Below are 18,871 nucleotides of genomic sequence, written 5' to 3'. Positions count from 1 at the left end.
CCTGTCCGCCTTCAGCTCAGATCGCAAATCGTCGGTCGGCGCACCCATCAGACTGAACGGACGCGCTCGAGGTGGGCGAGGCTGGCGAGCTTAGCGCCGGCGACCGCGCCAAGACGCTCGAGCAGGTCGGTGCCCATATCCGACGCGAAGCGTTTTGGATCGGCACTGCCGATCGCCAGCACACCGGTTTGCTCATGCGCACGGATCGGGATCAGTGCAGCCGAATGGATCTCGACCGGGAGCTTACCGAACAGCCCCCCGGCCTGTTCGGCAGCAAAGGGACCGCAAAGGCAGCGATTGCTATCAATGAAGTCGGCGAAACTGCGCACCAGCGGGTCGGCCGCACGCTCATTCGCATCGACCGGGAATAGCTTGACCGCAACAGCATCGGCACTGAACTGCTCGCGCAACGCCTGCTCCAAGGCGTTGCAGGCGTGCAGCAGATCGGGAGCCAGTATCAGTCGCAGGGTCAGCTCGTGTAGGCGTGTGAGCAAGGCTTCGTAATCGTGCGCCCGTGCGACCAAGTGATTCAACCGGCCACGCTCATGGGCGAGCTGCTCGCGCAGCACCGTCACCTGGCGCTCGATCAGCGAGGTCGCACCACCGCTGCCGTGAGGAACATTGAGCTTGGCGAGGACATCGCGGTGGCGCAACAGGAAGTCTGGATGCCGCATCAACCAGGCAGCAACCGTCTCATCACTGACCGCCGATGCCACCTCATTGCTACGACTATTCATTGCTCAATATTTCCATCTCAATCTTTCCATCTCAATACTCCCGTCGAAGACGCGGACGGCGGGGCCAGTCATCCGTACCGGCATGCCTTCCCCTGGCCAATCGATGATCAGGGTTCCACCCGGCAAGCTCACTTCGACGCGCTCGTCGAGCTCGCCCCAGAGGCGCCCGACCACCACGGCGGCACAAGCGCCCGTACCGCAGGCCAGGGTCTCACCCACGCCGCGCTCCCAGACGCGCAGCCGGATGGCGGTGGCGCTCTGACGCTGCATAAAACCGACGTTCGCCCCGCGCGGGAACAGCGGATCACGCTCGATGCGCGGGCCAATCTCCGAGACGGGTGCCTGGTCGAGATCATCGGTGACCGCGAGCACCGCGTGCGGATTGCCCATCGACAGAGCACCAATCCGCAACGCACGACAGCCGGCACCGAGATCATAGGCCGGCGCGCGAGCACGCACCGCGAGCGGGATGGCGGCAGGGTCGAAACGCGGGAGCCCCATGTCCACACTCACTTGCCCGTCGGGGCAGAGCTCTAGGGTTATCGGACCCGCCGCGGTGCCAACACGAATGGAGTTGGCAGAGGTCAGCCCCTCGTCCCGAACATACCGCGCGAAGCAGCGTGCGCCATTCCCGCATTGCTCGACCTCGGAGCCATCGGCGTTGAAGATCCGATAGTGGAAAGCGGTGTCGTCTGATCGTGGCGGCTCGACCAGCAGAACCTGATCGCAGCCGATACCGAAATGTCGATCAGCCAGCCGGCGAATCTGCCCGGCACTCAAGTCGACCTGCTGCCGAATCGCATCGATGACGACGAAGTCATTGCCGAGCCCCTGCATCTTGGTGAAGCGCATCTGCACTAGGACCGCCTGCCCCAGACCGCAGGATGGCGCGCGCGATGGCGGTCACCGACGACTGGGACCGAGAGCGATAGCTGGAAATCTTCCTCGCGCAACTGTTCCTCAACCTCATGCTGCTGTAAGGCCGCAAACAGCGAATAATGAACATCCTGGCGCAGAACCGGGGAGGCGCAGCGCGTGTAGCGCTCAACCAGGGCTGTGGCAGTGACTCTCGAGGCCGCCCGCGGCAGATCGTAGGTCAGGGTCTCAAGCCGCGGCGAGGGAAGCTTGTCGCAGAGCAAACGGGCGCGACTCGCAAGCTCGGGCTGCCGGTCGAGATCGGCTGCAGCAAAAGAAAGATGGTGGGCCGTGTAGGCCTCGGCCTGGACCTGGATGTCCATCAGCTCGGGCTCCAGGGTCCGCTTCATGGGAGGACCTGTTCGCCGGCGAACAGCTCAGGAAGCGACTCTCGCCGACGGACCAGATGGGCCTGATCGCCGTCAACCATCACCTCGGCAGCGCGTGGTCGGCTGTTGTAGTTCGAGCTCATCGAGAACCCATAGGCACCGCTGCCGCGGATCGCGAGCAGATCGCCTTCTGCCAGCGCCAACCGACGCGCCCGGCCGAGAAAGTCGCCAGTCTCGCAGACTGGGCCGACGACCTCATAAAGCTCAGCCGTTGGATCGACTATTAGATCGACTGGCAGATCGGCTGTTGGATCGACTATCGGTTCAACCCTCTGCTCGCTCTGCGGGTCGCCAGGGTCCGCGATCGAGTGCTTCGCCGACAGATCAGCACGCGGCCGTTGCACCGGCACAATCTCCTGCTCAGCCCCGTAGAGGGCCGGGCGCAACAGATCGTTCATCGCGGCATCGACGATGGCGAAGCGATGTGTCGGCGTCGGCTTGAGATATTCGACCCGCGTCAACAGCACACCCGCATTCCCAGCAATCGCCCGGCCTGGCTCAAGGATGACCTCAACCGAACGCGCGCCGAGCCGCTCGCAGAGCGCGGCCGCATAGGCATCGGGCAACGGCGGCTTTTCGTCGGTGTACCGGATGCCAAGACCACCGCCCAAATCCAGATGCTTGATCGGTATGCCCTGCTCAGCGAGCCGGTCAGCGAGCAGCAGCACCCGGTCCAGCGCGTCGATGAAGGGGCCAAGGCTGGTCAGTTGCGAGCCGATATGGCAATCGATCCCGACCACGCGCAGCCCGGGCAGCTCGGCCGCATGGCGATACACCGCTTCCGCGGCCTGGATGTCGATGCCGAATTTGTTCTCTTTCAGCCCGGTCGAGATGTAGGGATGGGACTGGGCGTCGACGTCGGGATTGACTCGGATCGAGATCGGCGCCACAGCGCCCGTCTCTAACGCAATGGCGTTGATCCGCGCCAGCTCAGATTCCGACTCGACGTTAAAACAGCGGATACCGATCTCGAGCGCGCGGCGGATCTCATCGGCACGCTTGCCGACGCCAGAGAAGATCACCTTGTCTGGCCGGCCGCCCGCTGCCAGCACGCGCTCCAGCTCGCCAACCGAGACAATATCGAAACCCGCACCCAAGCGCGCGAGCAGATTCAGGACGGCCAGGTTGGAGTTGGCCTTGACCGCGAAGCAGATCAGGTGTGGGCGCGATCCAAAGGCGTCATCGAAGGCCTGCCAGTGCCGGGTCAGGGTCGCACGCGAGTAGACGTAACAGGGAGTCCCGAAACGCTCGGCGATGGTCCGTAGTGGCACCTCTTCGGCACAGAGCTGATCACCTTGGTAGACGAAATGATCCATAACAATCGGTCAAAAATTATCCGGCTCGGGCGGGACGACCGGCACATCATCGAGTGCCTCGAGGCCTTCGTTGGAGGTGTCCGGACCAGGTACCGGCGCTGATTGACTCCGGGCTTCGGCGTCATCGTCTGGCAGATACAACGGACCCGTTTGACCACAGGCGGTCACCATCTGGCCCAGCGCAAGGGTTGCGATGATCAGATACAGCAGATAACGGGCCCAGCAGTGCATGCGTGAATAGTGTCTGATCGCGAGTGATCGAGCAAGCGACCCCGGCACCTCCGGGGGCCGAGACCAGTGCGACGATATCCCCGGCCGGCTCGAGCCGGGGATCAACCGAGATCGCGTTTTTTACTTGCCAAGCGCTGCCTTAACCACGCCCACGACCTTATCCTGCAGCTCCTTGGCCCAGGGTGGCTGGGGAAGATTCCAGCCGATGACGAGCCCGACCAAGATCCAAAATAGCGCGAACAACATCTGTCTTTCTCCACCGCCGGCTGACGGCATCCACCGTTATGCTTCAGATCGGGACAAGTATGAACCAAGCGCCGCCATGCCAACATGATCGGCTCCTAAGACCGCCAAGTCTCAGCAGATCTGCGGCAGGACGAGCCAAGCCTAACGCTCATGGCGCCACGCCACCCCGGTCGATCAATCGCGTCAGCATCAGCTTAAGGCAAGATGGTGATCGGCGTGCCATCTCGGACCAGTCGCCAGATCTCATCCATCTCTTCGTTGCCTACCGCGATGCAACCGTCGGTCCAGTCGCTGCGCCGATATTCCTCGGCCAGACGGGGCGACGAGAGCCAGTTGGGCAGACCATGGATCATGATCATGCCGCCCGGCGAGACCCCGAGCGAGCGTGCGACCGTGCGATCGAGGTCGTTGGGATAGGACACATGGATGGATTTGTAGAACGAGCTGTTCGGATTACGCCAATCCAGCTCATAGTTGCCTTCCGGAGTACGCTCGTCGCCCTCCTGAAACTTGTGGCCGCGGGGCTGATCACCCAGCGAGATTCGATAAGTGCGATAGACGGCACCGTCCTTATGCAGCTCCATGGTGCGCTCAGACTTCTTCACTAGCACCCGATCAACGTACGGGCTCGTCGACGTGGCTGGCTTTGACGCACAGCCCGCGCTCAACCCAGCAATCACCAGAGCAATCATCAGCGCGAGCAGCCACTGCAGTCGCTGTCCGCCAGCGGAGCACCACCTAAGCCTGCCCCGAGCAACGTCTGACGAGGCCACACCGAGGCCCAGAAAAAACCAGCGATCGATCATCGTTAATCGCCTTGAACGAGAGAGTTAAGAAATAAACCTGAGGCCAATTCTACTAAAATGACAGCGTTCGAGATAGCGCGCCGTCAGGCCCAACTCGCAGTTCCCAACAAAACCGCCTCAAGAGACCGGAAAGACGCCTGTGCTAGCATCCGTCCTGCCCTGACCACACCAAAATTTCACCCTGCTTGCCGCACCACTAACCTATGCGAACATTTCTGCGCATCCTGCTGAGTCTGCTGATCCTGGTCGTCTTACTAGGGCTGCTCACGATCGCAGTCGGCCCCTTCATCGTCAGCCCGAGCCCGGCTCCGGGGGTCACCGATGCCGAACTGGTAGCCGCACCCGAAAGCCGTTTCATTGCCCTGCCGACCGGCGCTGATGAGCCCCAGGAGTTCCACTTCATCGCAAGGCTTGACGAGGAGACGCCGGGGCCGGCCTTCATGCTCCTGCACGGCTTCACCTTCAACCTCTTCACCTGGAGCCAGTTGCTCGATCTGTTCGCGCAATACGGTCGGGTCGTCGCTTACGACCAGCTTCCCTATGGCCTCAGCGCCAAACGGGTGCCAGAGATTGCGCAGCAGTCCTCGGACATCTACAGCAAAGCCGCCGCCCTGGAGCAGTTATTCGCACTCGCCGACGCGCTGGAGCTTGAGCAGCTGATCCTGGTCGGCAACTCCTCAGGCGGTACCCTCGCCTTGGAGGCCGCCCTGGCCGCGCCCGAGCGTGTCTCCGGACTAATTCTAATCGCCCCCTGGGTGTACTCGAAGCGGCCGATGCTGCCGGATTGGCTGGTCGGTCTGCCGCAAATGCAACGCGTCTCGCTGGGGCTGGCGCGCTACCTCGGTCGCAACAGCCCGCTGCTCGATTACTCTTACGCCGACACGGCGAAGATCGATGAAGAGCGACGTGCACTGACTGGCGCACATCGGCTGATGGCTGGCTGGGATCTGGCCTGGGGTGCCCTGCTGCAGCGCTCCCTGACCGACCCGGTGACCATCGCTGAACGGCTCGGGGAGATCGAGCAGCCGGTGCTGGTGCTGACCGGCGATGCCGATCAGATCGTCCCGGTGAGCGACACCCAGGCCACCGCCGATGCGCTGCCGAATGCAACCCTAGTCCAGCTTCCCGGCTGCGGCCACCTGCCACAAGAGGAATGCCCGGACCAGGTTGAGGCGGCCATCAGCAGTTGGCTTGAAACGCAACGGCCAGGCACCGGACCAACACCCTGAGCGGCGAGTACTAGGTTGCTTGACGGCCCCAAAGTCATGTTGACCGCCGAGCATACAAACTGGTTCAGGATATTGGCGGAAGGTCCCTAATCCGGAGGCACTAATGACTCAAACGGCCGACCAACCCTCGCAGGCAACGTCACAGGTTGAGCGCGAACGGCGCGAAGCGGGCCATCGCATTGAAAGCGAACAGAGCGAAGCGGGCCAGCAGGCTGAGCGTGAGCAGGCTGAGTGCCAGCAGACTAAGCGCGAGCAGGCTAAGCGCGAGCGGGGCGATGATGCATCAGCGGGCTGCCTAGTCTTTGGCGCCAGCGGCTATATCGGCAGCCACCTGGTTCCGCGTCTGCTGGACGAGGGCATCAGGGTACGTGCGAGCAGCCGCAATCCCTCGGTGCTGAAGGCGCGTGGCTGGGAGGGCGTTGACTGCGTCGCCGCCGATGCGCTCGACCCAGCGAGTCTGGATCAGGCGCTTGCCGGGATCGAGATCGCCTACTATTTGGTTCACTCGATGGCCGCTGGAAAAGATTTCGGCCGGATCGACCTAGAGGCCGCGGCCAACTTTGCCGCCGCCGCCGAGCGTGCCGGGGTCAAGCGCATCGTCTATCTCGGTGGGCTGGTTCCGGACGACGCCGAGAGCGAGCACATCGTCTCGCGACGCGACACTGGCGAGGTGCTGCGCCGCGGCTCAGTGCCAGTGACCGAGCTGCGCGCCGGCATCATCGCTGGCCCCGGCTCGGCCGCCTTTGAGGTGATGCGCGATCTGGTCTACCACTTGCCGGTGATGATCACGCCACGCTGGGTGCAGTCCAAGTCACCGCCGCTGGCGCTGGACAACCTGCTGATGTACCTGGTGCGACTGCCGCAGATCGACGCCGCCGAGGGTCGCATCTTCGATGCCGGCGGCCCAGAGACCCTCACCTACCGGGAGATGATGCGTATCCTGGCCGAGGTCGGCGGCCGTCGTCCGCCGCTGATCATCCCGGTGCCGGTGCTCACGCCGACCCTCTCAGCCTATTGGCTGCGCTTCATCACCGCGGTACCGACCAACATCGCCCGTGCCCTCATCGGCGGCCTCAAACACGACTTTTCTGCCGACGACGCCGAGCTGAAGCGCCTGGTGCCACAACAACTACTCGGCTTCCGCGAGGCGGTCGAGGCGGTGTTCGCGGCCGAGCGTGAGAGTGCACCCGTCGTCGCGCGCTGGATTGAAGGAGCCTTTGCCGTGCGTCAACAACGCATCGATTACGCCTACTACGCCAAACGCGCCGGTGGCAACGCCGAGACTAAGGCGCCACCGAGCGCGGTCTGGGGGGTGGTCTCTAGGATCGGCGGCGACGACGGCTGGTACTACATGAACGGCCTCTGGCAGCTGCGCGACCTAATGGATCGGCTCGCCGGCGGTCCTGGCGGGCAGCATGGCCGGCGCCATCCGAGCGATCTGCGCGTTGGCGATCGCATCGGCTCCTGGAGCGTCATCGGCCTCGAGCCGGAACGGCGCCTGAGCTTGGCCTTTGGCATGCGCGCACCCGGCGCCGGGATGTTGGAGTTTGACCTAGAGCCGCGCGCCGATGGCGGCACCAAGCTCAGCATCACGGCTTATTGGCATCCAGCCGGGGTCTGGGGCCTTGCCTACTGGTATAGCTTCCAGCCAGCACACCAGTTCATCTTCGGCGGCACCGCCAAGGCGATCTGCCAGCGCGCCGAGGGGCACGCCAAGCATCCGAAATCAGATCAGCCGTCAGGTCGGTATTAAGTCGAGCATGATGGCCGCCATCAAGGCCAGCATCAAGGCCGGCATTCATTTCAGCATTCAAGTCAGCATTCAGTTCGGCATCAAACCGCTTTGCCGCCGAATGATGCCGCGGCGCTGGCAACACTGAAGGGAGTTGATGGCATGCTCTTCCCCTACGGCCTCAGCGACTTCGCCACCCTCAGGCAAGAGGGCTATTTCTATCAGGATCGCACCGACCGCATCCCGCAGCTCGAGGCCGCCGGTCGGCAACTGCTCTTTATTCGCCCGCGGCGTTTCGGCAAGAGCCTGCTGCTCTCGATGCTAGAGCATTACTACGACCTGAACCGAGCCAATGATTTCGAGGCGCTGTTTGGCCCATTGGCCATTGGGCGCAATCCAACGCCGCTGCATAACCGCTACTTCGTGATGAAGTGGGACTTCTCGCTGATCCAGTCCCAGGGTGGTGTGCATGAGATCGAGGCGGCGATCCATCGGCATCTCAATGACTGCATGCGCGACTTCGCCTACCGCTATCAGGCCGTGCTCCCACAGGCGATCGACCTCTATCCCGAGGATGCACTGACGTCATGGCGCACCACGCTCCGCGCCCTGAGCGCAACCCCCTACAAGCTCTACCTGCTGATCGACGAGTACGATAACTTTGCCAACGAAGTCCTGATGGCCGGGCGCAAGCAGGATCACTATGAAGCCCTGCTCTATGGCGAGGGGCTGCTGAAGACCGTGTTCAAGGCGGTCAAGGCCGCCGCCGGTGGCCTCGGGCTCGATCGCGTCTTCATCACCGGCGTCTCACCGGTGGTGATGAGCGACATCACCAGCGGCTACAACGTTGCCGAGAACCTCTATCTCAACCCGGACTTCAACAGCCTGTGCGGCTTCACCGAGGCCGAGATCACGGCCATGCTCGCGCGCATGACCGACGAGGGCGCGAGCTGGTCGGCGGTCGAGGCGCTCGAGACCATGCGCACCGCCTACAACGGCTATTGCTTCAGCCCCAAGTCCCAGGAGCGGATCTACAACCCGACGCTCAGCCTGTATTTCCTCAAGCATCTGCAGCACACCAGCGAGTATCCCGAGCCGCTGCTCGATGAGAATCTGGCGATGGACCGCAATAAGCTGGTCTACATCGCACAACTGCCGCATGGCGAGGAGCTACTGATCCAAGCGCTTGCGGATGAACAGGGCGTGCCGATCCCGCAACTGGCGATGCGCTTCGGCGTGGCGGACATGCTGAATGCGGTCAAGGATCAGCCCTTCATGGCCTCGCTGCTCTACTATTTCGGCGTGCTGACCTTGGGTGGTCAGGGCAAGCTCGGCAAGACCCTGCTGCGCATCCCTAACCTGGTCGCTCGCGGGCTCTACATCGAACGCCTGCATGAGCGCTGGTTAACCACCTACGAAGATCGAGAGACCTCGCGGACACTCGCCGAAGAGGTCTATCTGCAGGGCGATCTCACATCGATGGTCGCGTTCATTGAATCACGCTACTACCCGGTGCTCTCCAATCGCGATTATCGCTGGACCAATGAGCTCGCGGTCAAATTGGCCTTTCTGACGCTCCTGTTCGATGACCGCATCTACCTACCGCTGTCAGAGGCCGAGGTCGACCATGGCTATGTCGATCTGGCGCTGATCGTGCGCCCTGATATGCGCCGTTTCCAGGCGCTGGATCTGGTGCTGGAGTTCAAATACGTCAGCCTGAAGGCACTCGGACTCAGTGGCGAGCAGGTACGCGCGCAAACGCCCGAGGTCCTGGCATGCGCGGCGCCGGTCGCCGAGGCACTCGCCGCAGCGAGCGAGCAGGCGCGCCGTTACGGCAAGGCACTGCGCAAACGCTTCGGCCTTAACGAGATTTGCCCGTTCGCGGTCGTCGGGATCGGGCTCGAGCGGGTGATTTGGCGGCGGTTGGACGCGGAGGCGTAGGCATCAGCATGAACGCAGACGACCAGTTCTCGAATGATGCGGTACTCCACCTGCCGATCCGGAAGCATGGCCCTGCGGGCATCCATCGATCATCCATCAAGCGTCCATCAAGCGTCCATCACGCATCCAGTCTGCAGGCATTCAGCGGATGCGCCACAATCAGTCACGCGCCGCTCTCGAGCATCGATCGAGCATCGACGGCCCGTGCATCAACGACCTAGACTCGACAACACAACATCAAACCCCAGAGGAGACCCAGCATGCACGTCAGCGACTATATGACCGCAACGCCAATTACCATCGAAACCAACGCCGACTACCAAGAGGCGTTCCAGATCATGCAGGAGCGCGATCTGCACCACCTACCGGTGGTCAACGCCGAGGGTGGTGTCATCGGCATCCTGACCCGACGCGATCTGCAATTGGCCGCACGCTGTTTCAAGGAGGCCCCGACTGAGGTCGGCGAGGTCATGCACAGCCCAGTCACCACCATCACTCCCGATGCCGATCTTGCAGCCGCGGTCGAGCGCATGCGTAGTGATCGGATCGGCTGCCTGCCCGTGTCGACCGATGGCGGTCATAACATCGTCGGGATCATCACCGAGACCGACCTGCTGCGCGCACTCGCGCAACTGCTCGCGGAACGCTGAGCTGTTGGCGCCTGCGCTTGAGCCGTCGGGCCCTATGACTAAGGCGCCGATCGAGGATCGCAATGCCTGATTGACAAGGGTCTTGATCATGCCGATGGCGGTTCAATCTGGTCGCCGGACAAGACAAGCCGATTCTCCCAGCCTGGGTGCGCTCGCCAGATCCGGCAGTCAGATCAGGGCGGTCGGCGATCGGCCGCAGCGCCCCTGCTCTGGCTCTGGCTCTGGCTCTGGCTCTGGCGAAACGGCCCAACAACTGCTTGAATTCTCTTTAAAGCCGCCGCAATTCGGCAATAACCCTAGCGTTTGTCGGAGATAAGCACATGAGAATGGACAAGCTGACCAGCAAGTTCCAAATGGCCCTGGCCGATGCGCAAAGCCTGGCGGTCGGGCGTGACAATCAATTCATCGAGCCGGTGCACCTGATGGTGGCGCTGCTCGATCAGGACAGCGGCACCGTGCGCCACCTGCTGGCACAGGCCGATGTCAGCGTCAATCGGCTGCGCTCGGCACTCGGCGAGGCGCTCGAGCGGCTGCCGCAGGTCTCGGGGAGCGGCGGCGACGTCACCGTCTCCAATGCCTTGGGCAAGCTGCTCAACCTGACCGACAAGCTGGCCCAAACGCGCAACGATCAGTACATCAGCTCCGAGCTGTTCGTGCTCGCCGCGCTCGAGGACAAGGGCGAACTCGGCAAGCTGCTGCGCGAGACCGGTGCCAGCAAAGGCGCACTCGAGAAGGCGATCGAGAATCTGCGCGGCGGCGAGGCGGTCAACGACCCCAACGCCGAGGAGCAGCGCCAAGCACTCGAGAAGTACACCATCGACATGACCGAGCGTGCCGAGCAAGGCAAGCTCGACCCAGTGATCGGCCGCGATGACGAGATCCGCCGCACCATCCAGGTGCTCGCACGCCGCACCAAGAACAACCCAGTGCTGATCGGCGAGCCCGGCGTCGGTAAGACCGCCATCGTCGAAGGCCTGGCGCAGCGCATGGTCAACGGCGAGGTGCCGGAAGGACTCAAGACCAAGCGCCTGCTTGCGCTAGATATGGCCGGGTTGATCGCCGGCGCCAAGTTCCGTGGCGAGTTCGAGGAGCGGCTGAAGGCCGTGCTCAACGACATCGCCAAGCAGGAAGGCAACGTGGTGCTGTTCATCGATGAGCTGCACACCATGGTCGGCGCCGGCAAGGCCGAGGGCGCAATGGACGCCGGCAACATGCTCAAGCCGGCGCTCGCGCGCGGTGAGCTGCACTGCATCGGCGCCACCACGCTCGATGAATACCGCAAGTACATCGAGAAAGACGCGGCGTTGGAGCGGCGCTTCCAGAAGGTGTTGGTCAACGAGCCGAACGTCGAGGATACCGTTGCCATCCTGCGCGGGCTGAAGGAGCGCTACGAGGTCCATCATGCGGTCGAGATCACCGACCCGGCGATCGTCGCCGCGGCCACCCTCTCGCATCGCTATATCACCGATCGCCAGCTGCCCGATAAGGCCATCGATCTGATCGACGAGGCCGCCTCGCAGATCCGCATGGAGATCGACTCGATGCCGGAGGAGATGGACAAGCTCGACCGGCGGCTGATCCAACTCAAGATCGAGCGCGAGGCGCTGAAGAAGGAGTCCGACGATGCCTCGAAGAAGCGGCTGCGCGACCTCGAAGAGCAGATCCAGGTGTTGGGGCGTGAGTTCTCCGACCTCGACGAGATCTGGAAATCAGAGAAAGCCGCAGTGCAGGGCACGGCACACATCAAGGAAGAGCTGGATCGCGCGCGCGTCGAGATGGAGACCGCCCGTCGCGCTGGCGATCTCACCCGCATGTCGGAGCTGCAATACGGGCGCATCCCCGAGCTGGAGAAGCGCCTCGCCTCGGCCGCCGAGGCCGATGGTAGCGCCGCGAACCAGCTGCTGCGCAACAAGGTCGGCGCCGAGGAGGTGGCGCAGATCGTTTCCAAATGGACCGGCATCCCGGTCAGCAAGATGCTCGAGGGCGAGCGCGACAAGCTGCTCAAGATGGAGGACGAGATCGAGCAGCGCGTGATCGGCCAGCAGGAGGCGGTGCGCGCGGTCAGCGATGCCATCCGCCGCTCGCGCGCGGGTCTGTCCGATCCGAATCGGCCGATCGGCTCCTTCCTGTTCCTCGGCCCCACCGGCGTCGGCAAGACCGAACTCTGCAAGGCATTGGCCGAGTTCATGTTCGATACCGAAGAGGCGATGGTCCGCATCGACATGTCCGAGTTCATGGAGAAGCACTCGGTCGCGCGACTGATCGGCGCCCCGCCCGGCTATGTCGGCTATGAGGAAGGCGGCTATCTGACCGAGGCCATTCGCCGCCGACCCTATGCGGTGATCCTGATGGACGAGGTCGAGAAGGCGCATCCGGATGTCTTCAACATCCTGCTGCAGGTGCTCGATGACGGCCGCCTGACCGACGGCCAGGGCCGCACGGTCGATTTCCGCAACGCGGTGATCGTGATGACTAGCAACCTCGGCTCTGACATCATCCAACAGAAGGCCGGCGAGGCGCAGTATGCCGAGATGAAGGAGGCGGTGATGGAGGTGGTGCGCGTCGCCTTCCGCCCCGAGTTCATCAACCGGCTGGATGAGATCGTCGTCTTCCATCCGTTGGATGAGGCACAGATCCGCGCCATCGCCGGCATCCAGATCGGCTATCTCAAGGAACGGCTGGCCGATCGCGAGATGGGGCTCACCATCAGCGATGCCGCGCTCGACCTGCTCGGCGAGGCCGGTTTCGATCCGGTCTATGGTGCTCGCCCGCTCAAGCGCGCGATCCGCGCCCAGCTCGAGAACCCGCTGGCGCAGCAGATCCTCGCCGGCAAGTTCGCCCCTGGCGACACCATCGAGGTCGATGCCCGCGATGGGCAGTTGCTGTTTGAGTCGGTGGTCGAGGGTGAGTTGGTCGATTGACGCCTAGCGCGCCTGCGACGGAGCGCGGGTACGTCAAGGCAGCGCGCGATGCAGTGATCGAGACCGATCTCGATCGATACCTCTTCCCCATTGACTGCCCATATCAACTCAAGCAGATCCTGGACGACGACTGGCTGCCAGACTAAGAAACTGTCCATTTTCTCCTTCCCGATTGCAGCCGGACGGTGCCGCTCAAGTCGGGAAACAGTTGATGGACGCTTTCTAAGACTGAGACCACATCAGCCCAGATCAAAAGAACAGACCAAACTCCAGCTAACGATCATGGCGCGGCGCCACCCCGGCAGATGAATCGCGCGAGATTCAGGTTAATCGAAGGCCTCAAATCCATCCATGAAGCCCGACACCCGCACTGCGATGCATGCACTCATCGCACAGGTGCGCGAGACGCTCCCCTTCGACGCACCAGCGGCGCAGGTCTGCAGCGGCGACTGTCAGGGCTGCTCGCTGAAACTGCTCGACTACCTCGATGGCGAGCTGTGCGGCTGGGAGCAGCGCCTTGAGGCTGGCGAGACGCCGAATTTTGGCGACCTCTCGCGACTGGCAAAGACCAGCCGTAAGGTCTATGCGGTCTTGCAAAAGAACGGGCTGATCGTCGCCATCACCCCGATTTGACGGCTTAATCGCGCGCATCCCTCTGCGCAACCTGGATGGCAATGTCCTCTGCATACAGAGGCGCAGGTCGCGCAGCGTCCGGTCGTCTGTCAAACCGAGGGCCCTCGCCGATGCCGACCGGACCCGGTGCTATGATCGCCCGATGAAACGCAAGAAACTCCCCATCGGTCTCTCCACCTTCCGCGAAATTCGCGAGGAGGGGCACTACTATGTGGACAAGACAGCCTATGCACTTCAGCTGATCGAGCAAGGCAAGTACTACTTTCTCTCCCGCCCGCGCCGCTTCGGCAAGTCCCTGTTTCTCGACACCCTGGCCGAGCTGTTCCAGGCCAACCGGCCACTATTTCAGGGACTCGAGGCCGATCCGCACTGGGACTGGAGCATCCCCTACCCGGTGATCCGGCTCAGCTTTGGCGGTGGCGTGATGCGCGATCGCGAGGCGCTGGATGCCAAGATGCGGGATCTGCTGCGGATCAATCAGCGCACTCTCGACATCCCCTGTCCGCCTGAGCTGGATATCCCGGCCTGTTTTGGTGAGCTCATCCGTGCGGCGGAAGAGACCTACGGCCAGCGCGTGGTCATCCTGGTGGATGAATACGACAAGCCGATCCTGGATAACCTCTCCAAGCCCGAGCTGGCTCGACAACTGCGCGAGGGTCTGCGCAACCTCTATTCCGTCATCAAGGACAATGACGCCCACATCCGCTTCGTCTTCATCACCGGGGTGTCCAAGTTCAGCAAAGTGAGTCTCTTCTCTGGGCTCAATAACCTCCAAGACATCACCATCGACCAGCGCTACTCGGCGCTCTGTGGTTATACCGAAGACGACCTCGATGCGGTGTTCGCGCCAGAGATCGAAGGGCTGGATCGCCAGCAGATCAAGGATTGGTACAACGGCTACAACTGGACCGGCGAGGCCGTCTATAACCCCTTTGACCTCTTGCTGCTGTTTGACAGCCGGCTGTTCCGTTCCTACTGGTTTGAAACTGGCACACCAACCTTCCTGATCGACGTCCTCACCCAACGCCATACCTTCAGCCCCAGGTTGAATGCCTGGCGCGCCACCGAGGCACTGCTGTCACGTTTTGATGTCGATGACATGAGCACTGAGGCCCTGCTCTGGCAGACCGGCTATCTGACCATCCACGGCCAGCGCCAGATCGGCGCCCGCATCGAATACACCCTGGGCTATCCGAACCTGGAGGTGGAAAGCGCCCTCAACGAGGCCCTGCTCAAGGGACTCTATGGCGACGCCAGTGAGGCCAGCGAGGCCAGTAGCCGCGTCTATGACACCTTGATGGACGGCGACTTCGACGCCCTACGCCAGCACTTCGTCAGCCTCTACGCCAGCATCCCCCACGACTGGTTCCGCAACAACCCGATCACCCAGTACGAAGGCTACTGGGCTAGTGTGTTCTACAGCCACTTCGCCGCCCTCGGGCTGGATCTTCGCCTGGAGGATGCCACCAACCAGGGGCGACTGGATATGGCGCTCTTGTTCAATGAACAGGTCTATCTGTTCGAGTTCAAGGTGGTCGAACTGGTGCCTGAGGGCCGGGCGCTGGAGCAACTCAAGGCCAGAAACTATGCCGAGAAGTACCAAGCACTCAAGCAGCCCATCCACCTCATCGGTGTCGAGTTCAGCAAGGAACAGCGCAATCTGGTCGGCTTTGAGGTGATCAGCGCTGGCAGCGGCAGCAATGAGTTATTCACACAATAAGTCATCCACAAACTTGCGACGCCAACCCCAAACCTCACGCAAGACAACCCACGGCTTTGTTCTTCGCGCTTGCACTTCTTCTGGCCCTGTTGGGGCCGGTGTCGGTGAGGAATCCCTAATTCAAACCCTGAGCGGCGTAGGCTATCGGCTGCGTCATTGACTTCAAGGTTTGGAGATATACAATGTATATCATTCACCGTCCTCAAAAGTCGAGGTGCGCCATGTCCATTCTCCCGCCCGCCGCCCAATCTGAGCCCAGACCCGAGCCCAAATCCGAGCAGGCCACCCGCGCGATCAGCCTGCGGGTGCGCGAAGAGATCCGCGGACTGATCGATCAGGCAGCCAGCATTCAGGGGCGGTCACGCTCCGATTTCATGATTGATGCCGCGCGGCGAGCCGCCGAGGAAACCTTGCTCGACCAAACCCTGGTTCGTGTCGATCAGGAGACCTATGAGCACTTCTTGGCCATTCTCGACCACCCTCCAGCCGAAGCGGGTTATCAGCGGCTGATGTCAGCGCCAACCCCATGGAGCGCATGATTCTCGAAGCCCCTGCGCCGCTAACCGAAACACATCGAACCCATGGCTTCTGCTCCGGCGTCCAAGCGCTGGACGACTGGCTCATGCACCGCGCCTGGAAGAATCAGCTCAGTGGCGCCTCGCGCACCTACGTCGTGGCGGCGGCGGGAGCGGTGGTTGGATACTACTGCCTGGCTTCAGGCGCGCTCGCGCTGCGTGAGGCGCCCGGAGGCATCCGCCGCAACATGCCGGACCCCGTACCGATGGCGATTCTCGGACGCCTGGCCGTCGATCAACGCTGGCAGGGACGTGGTCTGGGTGTCGCCCTGCTCCGCGATGCCGTCGAGCGTACCGGCGCCGCAAGCAAGATTCTTGGTCTTCGCGGGCTGCTCGTGCACGCGCTATCCATGGAGGCCGCCGCCTTCTACCGCCATCATGGCTTCCTCCCGTCACCGAAGAATCCGTTGACGCTCATCCTCTCGCTCAAGCCGAACTAACGGCCTAGCAGCGAGTATCACGACCGCTTCGCCGAGCCCGACCTAGCCCAGTGCTATGATCGCCCGATGAAACGCAAGAAACTCCCCATCGGTCTCTCCACCTTCCGCGAAATTCGCGAGGAGGGGCACTACTATGTGGACAAGACAACCTATGCACTTCAGCTGATCGAGCAAGGCAAGTACTACTTTCTCTCCCGCCCGCGCCGCTTCGGCAAGTCCCTGTTTCTCGACACCCTGGCCGAGCTGTTCCAGGCCAACCGGACGCTGTTTCAGGGACTCGAGGCCGATCCGCACTGGGACTGGAGCACCCCCTATCCGGTGATCCGGCTCAGCTTTGGCGGTGGCGTGATGCGCGATCGCGAGGAACTGGATGCCAAGATGCGGGATCTGCTGCGGATCAATCAGCGGAGCCTCGCCCTTCGCTCCCCAACGGAATTGGATATCCCCGCCTGTTTTGGTGAACTCATCCGTGCGGCGGAAGAGACCTACGGCCAGCGCGTGGTCATCTTGGTCGATGAATACGACAAGCCGATCCTCGATAATCTCTCCGAGCCCGATCTGGCGCGGCAGATGCGCGAGGGTCTGCGCAACCTCTACTCCGTGATCAAGGACCATGACCGCTTCATCCGCTTTGTCTTCATCACCGGGGTGTCCAAGTTCAGCAAGGTGAGCCTGTTCTCTGGGCTCAATAACCTCCAGGACATCACCATCGACCAGCGCTACTCGGCGCTCTGTGGTTATACCGAAGACGACCTCGATGCGGTGTTCGCGCCAGAGCTCGAAGGGCTGGATCGCCAGCAGATCAAGGATTGGTACAACGGCTACAACTGGACCGGCGAGGCCGTCTATAACCCCTTTGATCTCTTGCTGCTCTTTGACAGCCGGCTGTTCCGTTCCTACTGGTTTGAAACTGGCACACCGACCTTTCTCGTGGAGCTATTGACCCGCCGGGGCACCTTCAGCCCGAGCCTTGAGACCATGAGCGGCGACGAGGATCTGCTCAGTGCCTTCGATGTGGATCACATCGCCACCGAGGCCTTGCTCTGGCAGACCGGCTACCTAACCCTGCGTGGCCAACGCCAGACCGGCGCGCGGATCGAATATCAGCTGGCATACCCCAACCTGGAAGTCCGAAGCGCCCTTAACAATTCCCTGACCAAAGCCCTGATGGGCGATCTCAGCCAGGCCAGTCGCGCCCTGGGTCGCCTGTACGACAGCCTGATGAGCGGTGACCTCGACCAGTTGCGCCAGCACTTCGTCAGCCTCTACGCCAGCATCCCCCACGACTGGTTTCGCAACAACCCGATCACCCAGTACGAAGGCTACTGGGCCAGCGTCTTCTACAGCCATTTCGCCGCCCTCGGGCTGGATCTGCGCCTGGAAGACGCCACCAATCACGGCCGACTCGATATGGCGCTGTTGTTCAATCAACAGGTCTATCTGTTCGAGTTCAAGGTGGTCGAGCTTGTGCCAGAGGGCCGGGCGCTAGAGCAACTCAAGGCCAAGAATTACGCCGAGAAGTATCAAGCACTGAACCAGCCCATCCACCTCATCGGTGTCGAGTTCAGCAAGCAAGAGCGCAATCTGGTCGGCTTCGAGGTGAGCAGCGCTGACAGTGCCAGCAATCGGTCATCGCCAACAGAGGTCATCCGCCCACGCACTGCTCCCTGAAGCTTCTCAACTGCCCCCTGATGAGCCTGAGCCTGAACCTGCTCCTCCCAACACTGAACCGCAGCCGACTGCGGCTCCAGCGACGCTCAGCTCGGGCCTATTCAATCCACTCGGACTCATTCAATCGGCGCATCTGGCTCAAACTGAATCTTGTCGTAGACCTCGGCTAAGTCTAGGGTACAGCCGATACTCTCCAGCACGACCTGATCGGCGAGATCCTCGAAACTGCTCAGTATCCAGCGCCCGTCAGTGCCGCGACTGTAGTGTTCGACCAACACGCGGTGCTGTGAGACCAGCAGGTATTCTTGTAAGGATGGGATACGCCGATAGAGCGCGAATTTCTCGCCGCGATCGTAGCCCTCGGTCGAGGAGGAGAGCACCTCGCCGATCAGGCTTGGATTGAGCAACAGGTCGCGGCGGCCATCCTGAAACGCCTGCTCGCCGCAGAGCGCCATCAGATCCGGATACTTGCCGGCATCCGCATGCTGGATGCGCAGTTTCATCCCGCTGGCGTAGACCCAGCAGGGACGGCCCTTCATCTGGATACTCAGCTCTCGGTTGATGTTGCTGAGAATCGCGTGATGCTCGGCGGTGCCGCCACTCATCGCAAAGACCTCACCATCAACGTATTCCGTGCGCTCATCAAGGCTGGCCCGCTCAGCCTCGAGCCAGTCTTCGAAACTGATGCGTGGTTTCCGATCTGCTTGAGGCGTCATCTG

Annotated in this window: 19 protein-coding genes; 11 read left to right on the top strand and 8 right to left on the bottom strand. The window is 62.1% G+C overall.

Annotated elements, in window-relative coordinates:
• Positions 1-47: 47 nt before the first annotated feature.
• The 7 genes from CKO42_RS00835 to CKO42_RS00810 all read right to left on the bottom strand — a co-directional run bounded on the left by CKO42_RS00835 (position 48) and on the right by CKO42_RS00810 (position 4,439).
• On the bottom strand, positions 48-737 hold the full coding sequence (locus tag CKO42_RS00835) for a DUF484 family protein (RefSeq protein ID WP_200236727.1): 690 nt from the start codon (positions 735-737) through the stop codon (positions 48-50).
• A 3-nt stretch (positions 738-740) separates the two neighbouring features.
• A complete protein-coding gene (gene dapF, locus CKO42_RS00830) occupies positions 741-1,595 on the bottom strand; it encodes a diaminopimelate epimerase (RefSeq protein WP_200236724.1) in 855 nt (284 codons plus the stop codon).
• Positions 1,595-2,002, bottom strand: coding sequence for a hypothetical protein (locus tag CKO42_RS00825; protein ID WP_200236722.1), 408 nt, complete (start codon positions 2,000-2,002; stop codon positions 1,595-1,597). The genes dapF and CKO42_RS00825 overlap by 1 nt, the downstream gene beginning before the upstream one ends.
• A complete protein-coding gene (lysA, locus tag CKO42_RS00820) occupies positions 1,999-3,357 on the bottom strand; it encodes a diaminopimelate decarboxylase (protein ID WP_200236720.1) in 1,359 nt (452 codons plus the stop codon). Before lysA ends, CKO42_RS00825 begins: the two co-directional genes overlap by 4 nt.
• 9 nt (positions 3,358-3,366) lie before the next feature.
• Positions 3,367-3,588 (bottom strand): LPS translocon maturation chaperone LptM, encoded by a 222-nt coding sequence (gene lptM / locus CKO42_RS00815; RefSeq protein ID WP_200236717.1) that lies wholly within the window; start codon positions 3,586-3,588, stop codon positions 3,367-3,369.
• Positions 3,589-3,708: 120 nt separating this feature from the next.
• Positions 3,709-3,834 carry a hypothetical protein gene (locus CKO42_RS27820; protein WP_274608862.1) on the bottom strand — a complete coding sequence of 42 codons (126 nt, stop codon included), beginning with the start codon at positions 3,832-3,834 and terminating at the stop codon, positions 3,709-3,711.
• 194 nt (positions 3,835-4,028) lie between these two features.
• Positions 4,029-4,439 carry a L,D-transpeptidase family protein gene (locus CKO42_RS00810; protein WP_338034822.1) on the bottom strand — a complete coding sequence of 137 codons (411 nt, stop codon included), beginning with the start codon at positions 4,437-4,439 and terminating at the stop codon, positions 4,029-4,031.
• A gap of 404 nt (positions 4,440-4,843) precedes the next feature.
• On the opposite strand from CKO42_RS00810, the gene CKO42_RS00805 reads away from it, so the two are divergent.
• The 11 genes from CKO42_RS00805 (at position 4,844) to CKO42_RS00755 (ending at position 18,152) form a co-directional block, all read left to right on the top strand.
• Positions 4,844-5,869, top strand: coding sequence for an alpha/beta fold hydrolase (locus CKO42_RS00805; protein ID WP_200236714.1), 1,026 nt, complete (start codon positions 4,844-4,846; stop codon positions 5,867-5,869).
• Positions 5,870-5,972: 103 nt separating this feature from the next.
• Positions 5,973-7,622 (top strand): SDR family oxidoreductase, encoded by a 1,650-nt coding sequence (locus tag CKO42_RS00800; protein WP_200236711.1) that lies wholly within the window; start codon positions 5,973-5,975, stop codon positions 7,620-7,622.
• 141 nt (positions 7,623-7,763) lie between these two features.
• A complete protein-coding gene (locus tag CKO42_RS00795; RefSeq protein ID WP_200236708.1) occupies positions 7,764-9,542 on the top strand; it encodes an AAA family ATPase in 1,779 nt (592 codons plus the stop codon).
• Positions 9,543-9,802: 260 nt separating this feature from the next.
• Positions 9,803-10,192, top strand: a complete 390-nt coding sequence (locus CKO42_RS00790) for a CBS domain-containing protein (RefSeq protein WP_200236705.1) — start codon at positions 9,803-9,805, stop codon at positions 10,190-10,192.
• Positions 10,193-10,512: 320 nt separating this feature from the next.
• On the top strand, positions 10,513-13,113 hold the full coding sequence (gene clpB / locus CKO42_RS00785; protein WP_200236693.1) for an ATP-dependent chaperone ClpB: 2,601 nt from the start codon (positions 10,513-10,515) through the stop codon (positions 13,111-13,113).
• Positions 13,110-13,259 carry a DUF29 family protein gene (locus tag CKO42_RS00780; protein WP_200236691.1) on the top strand — a complete coding sequence of 50 codons (150 nt, stop codon included), beginning with the start codon at positions 13,110-13,112 and terminating at the stop codon, positions 13,257-13,259. The genes clpB and CKO42_RS00780 overlap by 4 nt, the downstream gene beginning before the upstream one ends.
• Before the next feature lie 205 nt (positions 13,260-13,464).
• Positions 13,465-13,746, top strand: coding sequence for a hypothetical protein (locus CKO42_RS00775; RefSeq protein WP_200236689.1), 282 nt, complete (start codon positions 13,465-13,467; stop codon positions 13,744-13,746).
• 142 nt (positions 13,747-13,888) lie between these two features.
• Positions 13,889-15,466 (top strand): ATP-binding protein, encoded by a 1,578-nt coding sequence (locus tag CKO42_RS00770; RefSeq protein WP_200236686.1) that lies wholly within the window; start codon positions 13,889-13,891, stop codon positions 15,464-15,466.
• Between the two features lie 221 nt (positions 15,467-15,687).
• A complete protein-coding gene (locus CKO42_RS00765; RefSeq protein WP_200236684.1) occupies positions 15,688-16,005 on the top strand; it encodes a type II toxin-antitoxin system TacA family antitoxin in 318 nt (105 codons plus the stop codon).
• Positions 15,993-16,481 (top strand): GNAT family N-acetyltransferase, encoded by a 489-nt coding sequence (locus CKO42_RS00760; RefSeq protein ID WP_200236681.1) that lies wholly within the window; start codon positions 15,993-15,995, stop codon positions 16,479-16,481. Before CKO42_RS00765 ends, CKO42_RS00760 begins: the two co-directional genes overlap by 13 nt.
• A gap of 66 nt (positions 16,482-16,547) precedes the next feature.
• Positions 16,548-18,152, top strand: coding sequence for an ATP-binding protein (locus tag CKO42_RS00755; protein ID WP_200236677.1), 1,605 nt, complete (start codon positions 16,548-16,550; stop codon positions 18,150-18,152).
• A gap of 116 nt (positions 18,153-18,268) precedes the next feature.
• Here the strand turns inward: CKO42_RS00755 and CKO42_RS00750 are convergent, their stop codons facing one another.
• Positions 18,269-18,868, bottom strand: coding sequence for a Uma2 family endonuclease (locus CKO42_RS00750; RefSeq protein ID WP_200236674.1), 600 nt, complete (start codon positions 18,866-18,868; stop codon positions 18,269-18,271).
• Positions 18,869-18,871 lie beyond the last annotated feature (3 nt).

Origin of the sequence: Lamprobacter modestohalophilus (assembly GCF_016583905.1) — a bacterium.
GTDB classification, from domain to species: domain Bacteria; phylum Pseudomonadota; class Gammaproteobacteria; order Chromatiales; family Chromatiaceae; genus Lamprobacter; species Lamprobacter modestohalophilus.
This window is presented reverse-complemented; position numbering and strand designations above follow the sequence as displayed.